This window comes from Serratia ficaria (assembly GCF_900187015.1).
GTDB lineage: Bacteria > Pseudomonadota > Gammaproteobacteria > Enterobacterales > Enterobacteriaceae > Serratia > Serratia ficaria.
Window position 1 is genome coordinate 1201785 of the sequence record NZ_LT906479.1, and the last position, 12339, is coordinate 1214123.

At 61.8% G+C, this 12339-nt stretch carries 11 protein-coding genes and 1 other RNA gene; 8 read left to right on the forward strand and 4 right to left on the reverse strand.

The annotated features are described in order from the left end of the window. Positions 1 to 111: 111 nt before the first annotated feature. Positions 112 to 1818, reverse strand: a complete 1707-nt coding sequence (locus tag CKW09_RS05630; RefSeq protein WP_095096042.1) for an SgrR family transcriptional regulator — start codon at positions 1816 to 1818, stop codon at positions 112 to 114. Between the two features lie 104 nt (positions 1819 to 1922). Here CKW09_RS05630 and cof point away from each other — a divergent pair, with 104 nt between their 5' ends. Continuing rightward, positions 1923 to 2747: an HMP-PP phosphatase gene (cof, locus tag CKW09_RS05635; protein ID WP_061796296.1), complete on the forward strand. Its 825-nt coding sequence runs from the start codon at positions 1923 to 1925 to the stop codon at positions 2745 to 2747. 40 nt (positions 2748 to 2787) lie between these two features. Here the strand turns inward: cof and CKW09_RS05640 are convergent, their stop codons facing one another. Then, complete coding sequence (locus CKW09_RS05640; protein WP_061796298.1) at positions 2788 to 3828, reverse strand: PLP-dependent cysteine synthase family protein; 1041 nt, start codon at positions 3826 to 3828, stop codon at positions 2788 to 2790. A 122-nt stretch (positions 3829 to 3950) separates the two neighbouring features. Here CKW09_RS05640 and CKW09_RS05645 point away from each other — a divergent pair, with 122 nt between their 5' ends. From CKW09_RS05645 to amtB, 5 genes are all read left to right on the forward strand, one after another. Next, a complete protein-coding gene (locus CKW09_RS05645; RefSeq protein ID WP_061796300.1) occupies positions 3951 to 4412 on the forward strand; it encodes an Lrp/AsnC family transcriptional regulator in 462 nt (153 codons plus the stop codon). 92 nt (positions 4413 to 4504) lie between these two features. Further along, entirely contained in the window at positions 4505 to 6280 is a 1776-nt protein-coding gene (smdA, locus tag CKW09_RS05650; RefSeq protein WP_095096045.1) for a multidrug efflux ABC transporter permease/ATP-binding subunit SmdA, read from the forward strand. Continuing rightward, positions 6273 to 8051, forward strand: coding sequence for a multidrug efflux ABC transporter permease/ATP-binding subunit SmdB (smdB, locus tag CKW09_RS05655; RefSeq protein WP_095096048.1), 1779 nt, complete (start codon positions 6273 to 6275; stop codon positions 8049 to 8051). Before smdA ends, smdB begins: the two co-directional genes overlap by 8 nt. A 294-nt stretch (positions 8052 to 8345) precedes the next feature. Then, entirely contained in the window at positions 8346 to 8684 is a 339-nt protein-coding gene (gene glnK / locus CKW09_RS05660; RefSeq protein ID WP_004949337.1) for a P-II family nitrogen regulator, read from the forward strand. A gap of 36 nt (positions 8685 to 8720) precedes the next feature. Then, positions 8721 to 10007: an ammonium transporter AmtB gene (gene amtB / locus CKW09_RS05665; protein ID WP_061796306.1), complete on the forward strand. Its 1287-nt coding sequence runs from the start codon at positions 8721 to 8723 to the stop codon at positions 10005 to 10007. Positions 10008 to 10092: 85 nt separating this feature from the next. Here the strand turns inward: amtB and tesB are convergent, their stop codons facing one another. Further along, the gene (tesB, locus tag CKW09_RS05670; protein ID WP_061796307.1) at positions 10093 to 10956 is read right to left on the reverse strand and encodes an acyl-CoA thioesterase II; all 864 of its coding nucleotides are present in this window, start codon (positions 10954 to 10956) and stop codon (positions 10093 to 10095) included. Between the two features lie 229 nt (positions 10957 to 11185). Here tesB and CKW09_RS05675 point away from each other — a divergent pair, with 229 nt between their 5' ends. Continuing rightward, entirely contained in the window at positions 11186 to 11677 is a 492-nt protein-coding gene (locus CKW09_RS05675; protein ID WP_061796308.1) for a YbaY family lipoprotein, read from the forward strand. A 64-nt stretch (positions 11678 to 11741) separates the two neighbouring features. Here CKW09_RS05675 and CKW09_RS05680 read toward each other — a convergent pair whose 3' ends face one another. Then, positions 11742 to 12056: an MGMT family protein gene (locus CKW09_RS05680; protein ID WP_061796310.1), complete on the reverse strand. Its 315-nt coding sequence runs from the start codon at positions 12054 to 12056 to the stop codon at positions 11742 to 11744. Between the two features lie 156 nt (positions 12057 to 12212). On the opposite strand from CKW09_RS05680, the gene ffs reads away from it, so the two are divergent. After that, positions 12213 to 12309, forward strand: an RNA gene (gene ffs, locus CKW09_RS05685) — signal recognition particle sRNA small type. The last annotated feature ends 30 nt before the right edge of the window (positions 12310 to 12339 follow it).

Genomic DNA, 12339 nt, shown 5'->3' on the forward strand with positions numbered 1-12339 from the left:
TTTCCCGAGACACATTCGGGCGGCAGGATAAAAATGCGTTGCGGCAGCAATGGTAGCAGAAATGGCTGTTCGCCGCAGGATCGGGCATGCTCGGTTTACTGAAATAGCGCGCTAATTCTCCACCGGCGGCGGCAGCCAGGCCTGGCAAAAATCGAACCAGCCGTGGGCGGTCAAGGTAACGCCATGGATGCGCGGCGGCGCGCTGATCTGGTACTGGTAGTGAAACAGCGGCGTGATGATGGCGGAGGCCATCAGCCGCTGATAATAATCTTTCAGCTGCGCAAAGCGCGATTGCTGCGCCTGAAGCTGCTGGATCCGCTGCAGGGTATCCTGCTGCAGCCGCCAGCGCGGCTCGGGCAGAATGCCGCGCCACAGGGTATCCTGCCGCAGCCAGCTTTCCAGCGTGGCTTCCGGCGCTTCGCCGATCAGGTTATCCGCCAGCAGCAGGTCCGCCTGGGCGATCTGTTCCGCGCTTTGCCAGCGCTTACCCGAATAGTAGCGTACGTCCAGTTCGCAGCCGTGCTGCGCCAACAGCCGTTGCAGGGCGAGGGTGACCGTTTCCAGCTCGACCGGCGGGCGGTACAGCAGCGTCAGCCTGGCGGGCAAGGCGACGTCTTCATCAATCCGCTGGCGCGGGATATGCCAGCCGGGCAACATTTCGCGGCTGGGGGTAATCACGCTGTTGGGGATCGGCAGGTTGCTCAGCAGATCGGACTGCTGGATCAGCATCAGCAATTTTTGTCCCTGGGCCTCGCTGAGCACGCCGTGCCTGAGGTTGATCGCCAAATAACACCAGCCCAGGCTCATGCTGCGCTGCACCGGCCTGGCCTGCGCCAGCTCGTCCTGCTGGCCGATGGTGATGCGCACCGGGTGCTGGCAGCTGGTGTAAGCGTCGTCGGCCGGCAGGTCGGGGGTGATCCAGTATTCGATATTTTCCAGATAAGGGTGCTGAAGGTGGTAGAAGGCGTGCTGCTCCAGCCGCACCAGGTGCGGTTCGTTCAGCGCCAGCTTGAACGGCCCGGCGCCGACGGCCGGCAGCTCGGGATGGGTCATCAGGCAGGGCAGCTCGGCCAACCGATGCGCCAGCCAGTAATCCGGCAGCTGCAGGTCGAACTGAATGCACAGCGGGTGCGGCAGGCTGACGGCGGCCAGGTTGCTCAGGCTGGGCTGGCTGCACGGATGGCGCCGCAGTTTCTCCAGCGTTTGCAGTAGCTGCTGGCCGGTTAACGGCTCGCCGTTATGCCAACGCAACTGGCTGCGCAGGAAGAACTGCCAGCGCCGGCCGTTATTGCCGATTTGCCAGTGGTGGGCCAGGTCCGGCTGCGGCTCGGGGTTGCCGGTGGTCAGGCGCGTCAGCCCGGCGTGCAGGGTGGAAACCAGATGCTGTTCCGCGCGGCCGGTCAGCGTCAGCGGATCGAGGGTTTCCAACGTGCGGTAGTAGGGGATGCGCAGCGTCGGGCTGCCGGCCTGCCACTGGCCGCCGAGGTGCGGGCTGAGCAGATCCTGCAGATGCTGCGGATCCAGCTGCGCCATCTCCAGCGCGCCCTGATGATTGCCCTGCAGCAGCAGTTGCTGCAGCAGCAGCGCCCGCAGTTCGTCCGGCGTTTTCAGGCAGTGCAGGCGCGCGCGTTTGCCGCGGCCCGGCTGCGATTGCCAGCTCAGCCAGCCCTGATCCTGCAGCTGCTGCACCAGCGTGCGGGCATGGCGCTCGCTGCAATAAAACAGCGCGGCCAGCTCGCCGATGGTAATGGCCGCCGGTGCGCTGCCGAGCTGTTGATACAGGCGTTGATATTGGCTGAGACGATGAACCAGGCGCATGAAGTTAAATCCGGAACAGTTTTTTCAAATTGTTCACTATTACTTCCGTAAATGCCATCTCATACTGCAGTGATTGTAATCGTCTTCACATTCAAGAGGTCTCTATGTATCGCCTGGCAGCTTTTGACATGGACGGCACGTTGCTGATGCCGGATCACCGGGTTGGCCCGGAAACGCTGGCGGTGCTGAACCAGCTGGTGGAGCGAGAGATGGCGGTGACCTTCGCCACCGGCCGGCATTATCTCGATGCCCAGCCGATCATGGCGCAGCTTGGCCTGCGGGGTTATCTGATCACCGGCAACGGCACGCGGGTGTATGACAATCAGGGGCGGCGGCTGCACGCCACCGACCTGCCGGCAGAGGTCGCCGAGCAGGTGCTGAATACCCGCTGGCGCACCGACGCCAGCATGCACGTGTTTCGCGACGAAGGCTGGATGACCGAAGTTGCGGTGCCGGAGGAAATGCTGCGGGCCCACCATCTGAGCGGGTTCCGTTACCAACTGACCGAACTGCGTGGTCTGCCGGCGTTCGGCAACAGCAAGGTCTGTTTTGTGGCGCCGCACGAGACGCTGCTGGAGCTGCAGTTGCAGCTGCAGGCGCAGCTTGGCGACGCCGCGGACCTGTGCTTCTCCGCCTATGAGTGCCTGGAGGTGCTGCCGCTCGGCTGCAACAAGGGCACGGCGCTGGACAGGCTGAGCCGACATCTGGGGTTAACGCTGGCCGACTGCATGGCGTTTGGCGATGCGATGAATGATAAAGAGATGCTGGCGGCGGTCGGGCACGGCGTGGTGATGGGCAACGCCCTGCCGCAGCTGAAATCCTTGCTGCCGCAGCTGCCGGTTATCGGCCACTGCCAACAGCAGGCGGTGGCCCACTATTTACAACATTGGCTGCGTTCACCTTGCCTCACCTATTCCCCCGAATTATGAGGTTTATTACAGCCGGCCGGGTATCGCTACCCGGCTTTTTTTATAAATCGGCCAGCTGCGCCAGGTACGGCTGCAGGTCGCCGATATTCTCGCTGACCCAGGCTTCGTTGTAATAGGTGTCCAGATAGCGTTCGCCGCTGTCGCACAACAGGGTGACTATCGATCCCTGTTCGCCATTTTCCCGCATCTGTTTCGCCAGCTGCAGCGCGCCCCAGACATTGGTGCCGGTGGAAGCGCCGACCTTGCGCCCCAACACGCTTTCCAGCCAGTGGATGGTGGCGACGCTGGCGGCGTCCGGCACCCGCAGCATGCTGTCGACCACCGAAGGGATAAACGACGGCTCGGCGCGCGGGCGGCCGATGCCTTCGATACGGCTGCCGCAGCTGCCGATCAGGGTGCGATCGCCGTGATGGAAGCAGTCGTAGAACACCGAGTTTTCCGGATCGACCACCGTCAGTTGAGTGTCATGCCCCTGATAGCGGATATAGCGCCCCAGGGTGGCGGAAGTGCCGCCGGTGCCGGCGCTCATCACGATGTGTTTCGGCACCGGGAAAGGTTCGCGCGCCATCTGGCGGAAAATGCTGTCGGCGATGTTGTTGTTGCCGCGCCAGTCGGTTGCGCGCTCGGCGTAGGTGAACTGATCCATATAGTGGCCGTTCAGCTCCTTCGCCAGCTGTTCCGAAGCGGCGTAAATCTGCGCCGCATGGTCGACGAAGTGGCAGCGGCCGCCGTAAAAGGCGATCTGTTCCACCTTGCGGCGCGCGGTGCAGGACGGCATCACGGCGATGAACGGCAGGCCGATCAGCCGGGCGAAGTAGGCTTCAGACACCGCGGTGCTGCCGGAAGAGGCTTCGATGATCGTCGTGTTCTCGGTGATCCAGCCGTTGCACAGGCCATAGAGAAACAGCGAGCGCGCCAGGCGGTGTTTCAGGCTGCCGGTCGGATGGGTGCTTTCATCCTTCAGGTACAGGCAAATGCCGGGAAAGGCCGGCAGGTTCAGGCGAATCAGGTGGGTGTCGGCGGAGCGCTGAAAATCCGCTTCTATTTCACCGATAGCATATTTTACCCAAGAGTTTATCATCGTTTGGCCTCAAAATAGGGGGCTGGTTTATGGCGTAGCATAGCCTGTCAGCGGGAAAAAAGGATTGCCATTTTTCCTGTTTAATCGCCTAATGGGAGAAAAATTTTCTCCGGGTTGGCGTTATGTTAGATAAAACAGACCGTAAACTGCTGTGCATGCTGCAGCAGGACTGCACCCAGTCGCTGCAGGCGCTGGCCGATGCGGTCAATTTGACCTCCACGCCGTGCTGGAAACGGCTGAAGCGGCTGGAGGACGAAGGCTATATCCGCGGCAGGGTGGCGCTGCTGGACAACGAAAAGCTGGGCCTGGGGCTGACGGCGTTTGTGTTGATCAAAACTCAGCAGCACAGCAGCGAGTGGTATCAGGCGTTCGTTCAACTGACCGCCCAGATGCCCGAGGTGCTGGCGTTCTACCGCATGGCGGGGGAATACGATTACCTGATGCAGGTCGAGGTGGCGGACATGAAGAGCTACGACAGCTTTTACAAGCGGCTGGTCAACGGCGTGCCGGGCCTGATCGACGTCACCTCCAGCTTCGCCATGGAAAAAATCAAATACACTACCGCGCTGCCGGTGCCAGAGTGAAAAGTTCACCGAATTGGCGATGCAACGGTGGTATCCTGCTCCGTTGAGACAGAACAAGAGATAATTCCCATAAAATCCTGGAAACAAACTGCGTGAGATTATTTGCTCAAATCGGCTGGTATTTCCGCCGGGAGTGGCGCCGCTACCTGGGGGCGGTGGTGCTGCTGATCGTCATCGCCATTCTGCAGCTGCTGCCGCCCAAGCTGGTGGGCATCATCGTGGACGGCGTTACTGAAAAACAGATGACCACCGGCGTGCTGATGGCATGGCTGGGGCTGATGATCGCCACCGCGATCGTCGTATACCTGCTGCGCTACGTGTGGCGGGTACTGCTGTTTGGCGCGTCTTACCAGCTGGCGGTCGAGCTGCGCGAGAACTTTTACCGCCAGCTCAGCCGGCAGAACCCGGCTTTCTACCTGCGCCACCGCACCGGCGATTTGATGGCGCGCGCCACCAACGACGTGGATCGGGTGGTGTTCGCCGCCGGCGAGGGGGTGCTGACGCTGGTGGATTCGCTGGTGATGGGGCTGGTGGTGCTGGTGGTGATGAGCACCCAAATCAGCTGGCAGCTGACGCTGCTGTCGCTGATCCCGATGCCGCTGATGGCGATCGCCATCAAATATTACGGCGACCAGCTGCACCAGCGCTTTAAATCGGCGCAGGCGGCGTTTTCCAGCCTGAACGATCAGGCGCAGGAGAGCATGACCAGCATCCGCATGATCAAGGCCTTCGGGCTGGAGGATCATCAGTCCAATCAGTTCGCCGAGGTGGCGGCGCAGACCGGCGCCAAAAACATGCACGTGGCGCGGGTGGATGCGCGCTTCGATCCGACCATTTATATCGCCATCGGCGCCTCCAACCTGCTGGCCATCGGCGGCGGCAGCTGGATGGTGGTCAACGGCTCTCTGACGCTGGGGCAGCTGACCAGCTTCGTGATGTATCTCGGCCTGATGATCTGGCCGATGCTGGCGCTGGCCTGGATGTTCAACATCGTCGAGCGCGGCAGCGCCGCATACAGCCGCATTCGCAGCCTGCTCGAAGAGGCGCCGGCGGTGCAGGACGGCCAGCAGGCGCTGCCGGCCGGGCGCGGCGTGCTGGCGGCGGAGATCCGGGCGTTTCATTATCCGGAGAATTCGCATCCGGCGCTGCATGACGTGGCGTTCAAGCTGGCGCCGGGGCAGATGCTGGGGCTGTGCGGCCCGACCGGCGCCGGCAAATCGACGCTGTTGTCTCTTATCCAGCGCCAGTTCGACGTGGACGAAGGGCAAATCAGTTATCACGGCCTGCCGCTGACCCAGGTGAAGCTCGACGACTGGCGTTCGCGGCTGTCGGTGGTCAGCCAGACGCCGTTCCTGTTCTCCGACAGCGTGGCGAACAATATCGCGCTGGGCAACCCGGGCGCGACGCAGGAGCAGATCGAGCAGGCGGCGCGGCTGGCCAGCGTGCATGAGGATATTCTGCGGCTGCCGCAGGGCTATGAAACCGAAGTGGGCGAACGCGGCGTGATGCTGTCCGGCGGGCAGAAACAGCGCATTTCCATCGCCCGCGCGCTGCTGCTGGACGCGGAGATCCTGATCCTCGACGACGCGCTGTCGGCGGTGGACGGCCGCACCGAGCACCAGATCCTGCATAACCTGCGCAGCTGGGGGCAGAATCGCACGGTGATTATCAGCGCGCACCGGCTGTCGGCGTTGACCGAGGCCAGCGAAATACTGGTGATGCAGCACGGCGGCGTGGCCCAGCGCGGCGAGCATGCGGCGCTGGCGGCGCAGCCGGGCTGGTATCGCGACATGTATCGCTACCAGCAGCTGGAAGCGGCGCTGGATGAAGCGCCGGAAGCGGGTGAGGAGGCGTTAGTCAATGAATAAAGTGCAAAAGCTGTGGCCGACGCTGAAACGGCTGCTGGCTTACGGCTCGCCGTACCGCAAACCGCTCGGCATCGCGGTTTTGATGCTGTGGGTGGCGGTGGCGGCGGAGGTCGCCGGCCCGATCCTGGTCAGCTATTTTATCGACAACTACGTCGCCAAAGGGCAACTGCCGCTGATGATCGTCGGCGGCCTGGCGGCGGCCTACGTGCTGCTGGAGCTGCTGGCGGCGGCGCTGCACTATTTTCAGGCGCTGCTGTTCAATCAGGCGGCGGTGGGGGTGGTACAGCGTTTGCGCACCGACGTGATGGACGCCGCGCTGCGTCAGCCGCTCAGCGCCTTCGACACCCAGCCGGTCGGCCAGCTGATCTCGCGGGTGACCAACGACACCGAGGTGATCAAGGACCTGTACGTGATGGTGGTCTCCACGGTGCTGAAGAGCGCCGCGCTGATCGGCGCCATGCTGGTGGCGATGTTCAGCCTGGACTGGCGCATGGCGCTGGTGGCTATCTGCATCTTCCCGGCGGTGTTTGTGGTGATGGGCATCTATCAGTACTACAGCACGCCGATCGTGCGTCGGGTGCGCAGCTACCTGGCGGACATCAACGACGGCTTCAACGAAGTGATCAACGGCATGGGCGTGATCCAGCAGTTCCGCCAGCAGATCCGCTTCGGCGAACGCATGAGCGCCGCCAGCCGTTCGCATTACACCGCGCGCATGCAGACCCTGCGCCTCGACGGTTTCCTGCTGCGGCCGCTGCTCAGCCTGTTTTCGGCGCTGGTGTTGTGCGGCCTGCTGATGCTGTTCGGCTTCAGCGGCGAAGGGGTGATCGGCGTCGGCGTGCTGTATGCCTTTATCAACTATCTGGGCCGTCTGAACGAACCGCTGATCGAACTGACCTCGCAACAATCGATCCTGCAGCAGGCGGTGGTGGCCGGTGAGCGCATCTTCGAGCTGATGGATCGCAGCCAGCAAAGCTATGGCGCCGACGATCGTCCGTTGGCCAGCGGCCGCATCGACATCGAAAACCTGAGCTTCGCCTATCGGGCGGACAAAAAGGTGCTGCAGCATATTTCGCTGTCGGTGCCTTCGCGCGGCTTTGTGGCGCTGGTCGGCCATACCGGCAGCGGCAAGAGCACGCTGGCCAATTTGCTGATGGGCTATTACCCGGTCAGCGAGGGTGAGGTGCGCCTCGACGGTCGCCCGCTGTCCGGCCTGTCGCACCGCACGCTGCGCCAGGGCGTGGCGATGGTGCAGCAGGATCCGGTGGTGATCGCCGAGTCGGTGCTGGCCAACGTGACGCTGGGGCGCAACATCGCGGAAGAGGCGGTGTGGCGGGCGCTGGAGACGGTGCAGCTGGCGGAGCTGGTGCGCGGCTTCCCGCAGGGCATCCACACCCGTCTGGGCGAGCAGGGCAATAACCTGTCGGTCGGCCAGAAGCAGCTGCTGGCGCTGGCGCGCGTGCTGGTGCAGGCGCCGCAGATCCTGATCCTCGACGAGGCCACCGCCAATATCGACTCGGGGACCGAACAGGCTATTCAGCGCGCGCTGCGCCTGATCCGCGAACACACCACGCTGGTGGTGATCGCTCACCGCCTGTCGACCATCGTCGACGCCGATTCGATTCTGGTGCTGCACCGCGGTCAGGCGGTGGAGCAGGGCAACCATCAGCAGCTGCTGGCGCAGCAGGGCCGTTACTACCAAATGTACCAGCTGCAGCTGGTGGGCGAAGAGCTGGCGGCGGCGACCCGCGAAGAAAGCCAGCCCGCCTGATCCTCAGGGGCCATCATCTGGCCCCTGTCTTTCCCTTCGCGCACCATAAACAGGCAGCGATCCTTTTCAAATCCCTTCTTCTGCACTTTTTCGACGCGTCGCGCACCAAAATAGTGCGCAATATTTGACCGATAAGTTGCTGCGGGCCGCATCGCAGACCAGGCGGCGGCCCGGTGTTCGCTCTCCTTGCCGTTAATTGGCTGAATCCGCATGCAAAATCATTTGTGGCATAGCCTTTGCTTTATAAGAACCAGTACCAGGGGTGAGTTTGGGCTTAATTCGTGGAGGGGCAATATGAAGCTGGTGACCGTGGTGATAAAACCATTCAAGCTGGAGGACGTGCGTGAAGCCCTATCCTCTGTCGGTATTCAGGGGCTGACCGTAACCGAAGTGAAAGGCTTTGGTCGCCAGAAGGGGCACGCAGAGCTCTATCGCGGGGCTGAATACAGCGTCAACTTCTTACCGAAAGTCAAAATCGATATCGCTATTGCCGACGACCAGCTGGATGAAGTGGTTGATGTCATTAGCAAAGCTGCCTACACCGGCAAAATCGGTGATGGCAAAATTTTCGTTGCCGAATTGCAACGTGTCATTCGTATTCGCACCGGCGAAACCGACGAAGCAGCACTGTAATCACAGGCTCAGTTAAGTAATGGGGATGGATTGATAATGAAAAAACTTTTATCCATGTTGGGCCTGAGTACGGTAACCATGGTTCCTTCTTTGGCCCTGGCCGCTCCGGCGGTCGCAGACAAGGCTGACAACGCGTTCATGATGATCTGCACCGCTTTGGTGCTGTTTATGACGCTGCCCGGCGTCGCGTTGTTTTACGGCGGTTTGCTGCGTTCCAAGAACGTGCTGTCGATGCTGACCCAGGTCACCGTCACCTTCGCGCTGGTGTGCGTGCTGTGGGTGCTGTACGGCTACAGCCTGGCCTTCAGCGAGGGCAACGCCTTCTTCGGCGGTTTCCAGACGGCGATGCTGAAAGGCATCGGCATCGACAGCCTGACCGGCACCTTTAACCAGATGATCCACGTCGCGTTCCAATGCTCCTTCGCCTGCATTACCGTGGCGCTGGTGGTGGGCGGCTTCGCCGAACGCATCCGCTTCTCGGCGGTGGTGATCTTCGCGGCCATCTGGTTCACCATTTCTTACCTGCCGATTGCGCATATGGTATGGGGCGGCGGTTTCCTGGCGGCCGACGGCGCGCTGGACTTCGCCGGCGGCACCGTGGTGCACATCAACGCCGCCAGCGCGGGCCTGATCGGCGCGTACCTGTTGGGCAAACGTGCCGGTTTCGGCAAGGAAGCGTTCAAACCGCACAACCTGCCGATGGTGTTTACCGGCGCGTCGATCCTGTATATCGGCTGGTTCGGCTTCAACGCCGGCTCCGCCAGCGCGGCGAACGGCATTGCGGCGTTGGCATTCCTGAACACCGTGGTTGCCACCGCGGGCGCCATCCTCTCCTGGACCTTCGCCGAGTGGATCGTGCGCGGTAAGCCTTCGCTGCTGGGCGCCTGCTCCGGCTGCATCGCCGGGCTGGTTGCGGTAACGCCGGCCGCCGGCACCGTCGGCGTCGGCGGGGCGCTGATCATCGGCCTGGTGGGCGGCATTGCCGGCCTGTGGGGCGTGGTGACGCTGAAGAAATGGCTGAAGGTGGACGACACCTGCGACGTGTTCGGCGTGCATGGCGTGTGCGGCATCGTCGGCTGCCTGCTGACCGGCGTGTTCACCGCCTCTTCACTGGGCGGCACCGGCTACGCGGAAGGCGTGACCATGGGCCACCAGGTTTGGGTGCAGTTGCTGAGCGTGGTGATCACCCTGGTGTGGTCGGGCGTCGCCGCCTTTATCGCCTTCAAGGTCGCCGGGGCCATCGTCGGGCTGCGCGTGCCGGAAGAGCAGGAGCGCGAAGGCCTGGACGTCAACAGCCACGGCGAGAGCGCCTACAACCAATAAGGCCTGAAGAAGGGCAGTGCGCTAACCAATAATAAAATAATGATGATGCAAAAAGGGCGATGGCGACATCGCCCTTTTTATTGGCTCAAGCGTCGCGTTGGCGGATCACCCCTTCCTGCACCGTGGTGGCGACCAGCACGCCGTCGCGGCTGTAGATTTGGCCACGCACGAAGCCGCGCGCGCCGGAGGCGGAGGAGCTTTCTACCGCGTACAGCAGCCAGTCATCCAGGCGGAACGGGCGGTGGAACCACATCGAGTGATCGATGGTGGCCACCTGCATGCCCGGCTCAAGAAAACCGACGCCGTGCGGCTGCAGCGCCGTCGGCAGGAAGTTGAAATCGGAGGCGTAGCCCAGCAGATACTGATGAATGTGCTGATCTTCCGGCATGCTGCCGTTGGCGCGGAACCAGACGTAGCGATGCGGTTCCTCAACGCTGCCTTTCAGCGGGTTGTGAAACTTCACCGGCCGCATTTCCAGCGGCTTTTGGCCGATAAACTTATCGCGCACCTTTTCCGGCAGCATATGCGCCAGCTTCTGGGCGATTTCCGATTCCGACATCAAGCCTTCCGGCGGCGGCACGTCCGGCATGCGGTTCTGGTGCTCAAAACCGGCTTCCGGGCTCTGGAAGGAGGCGGTCATGTAGAAGATCGGCTTGCCGTGCTGGATGGCGCTGACGCGGCGGGCGCTGAAGCTGTTGCCGTCGCGCAGGGTTTCCACGTCATACACGATAGGCTTGCTGCTGTCGCCCGGGCGCAGGAAGTAACTGTGAAACGAGTGGACGTTGCGTTCCGCCGGCACGGTTTGTTTGGCGGCGTACAGCGCCTGGCCCACGACCTGGCCGCCGAACACCTGGCGCAGACCCAGATCTTCGCTTTGGCCGCGGAACAGCCCTTCTTCGATTTTCTCCAGATCCAGCAGATCGAGGAGGTTTTGCAATGCCTGGCTCATAAAGTTATTACCTTTCTAATAATGATTTTGCGCAGTGTGCGGAATATCACGGCATGACGTCAACATCTTGCGTTATAGGGGCGCTAAAATTGTCTTAATAGTGAGCATTATCAGCGGCGGAAGTGATTAATAGGCGGAGCAAAATGGATTTCTCAGTATTTTGTGCTAAGTTTATTGAGTGAGGCGGTGAAAGCCACCAACATGTTGATAATAAAAAGGAGACCGATCCATGAAACTCTGGCAAATCGTAGGTGGAGCAGCAGCATTGACGATCACGCTGGCGGGTTGTGCCCAAAAGAGTGCGGATGTGCCTACCCCGGCGGCGGGAAATCCGGCGGCGGCGCAAACGCAGATCCAGGGGCCGGCGGTGACTGGTTCGGTGAACATTCGCCAGCGCATTGCGCTGCCGCCGGATGCCGTACTGACGGTCACCCTCTCTGACGCCTCGCTGGCGGATGCGCCATCGAAAGTCATCGCCCAGCGCGCGGTGCGCACCGAAGGTACCCAGGCGCCGTTCAACTTTGTGCTGCCGTATAACCCGGCCGATATTCAGCCGAACGCGCGCATCATTCTGAGTGCGGCGGTGACGGTGAATGGCCAAATGATCTTTATCACCGATACCATCCAGGAAGTGATCAACCGCAACGGCACCCGTGCCGACCTGCTGCTGGTTCCGGTACAGGGCGTGCCGGTTCAGACGACGCCGACGGCGATGCCGTAACGTCGCTTTCCTGAACGAGCCTGATATCAACAGCCTTTGCGCTTCGGCCAAAGGCTGTTTTGTTTTATCCGCGCCAGCCGTACCGCTGAAGGTCCACCGTGCTGTGCGGCCCGAAAATGATCCCCTCCGCCAGCAGCGCCTGCCGCTGGCGCTGAAAGTCTTCACCCTGCTGCGAGATTTGCCCATGGCGATTAATCACCCGGTGCCAGGGCAGGGTGCTGCCTTCGGGCAAACGCCGCAATACGCCGCCGACCTGGCGCGCGGCGCGCGGCGAACCCGCCAGCTGCGCCACTTCGCCATAGGTCGTGACTTTGCCGTAAGGAATGGCGGCCACCACGTGAAATACGCGTTGGCTGAAGGAGGCGTCTTCTGGTTCCATTTCTCTCTTCCTGCGCGAATAAAACCCCAGCCAGAGAGTGTGCCACAGGCGAGGTGGGTAAGAAAACAGCGGTTGGACCGGGCTGGCTTGCTATTTGGCGGGCCATCGCCGATAATGCCCCCCGCTTCGAAGTACAGAAGCCGTCAATGGGGGCCCTGTTGGTTCTCCCGCAACACTAACTTGTGAACTCGGTCAGATCCGGAAGGAAGCAGCCGCAGCAGGTGACGTGTGTGCCGGGATGTAGCTGGCAGGGCCTCCACCAATTTCGGCCCCGTCATTTTTC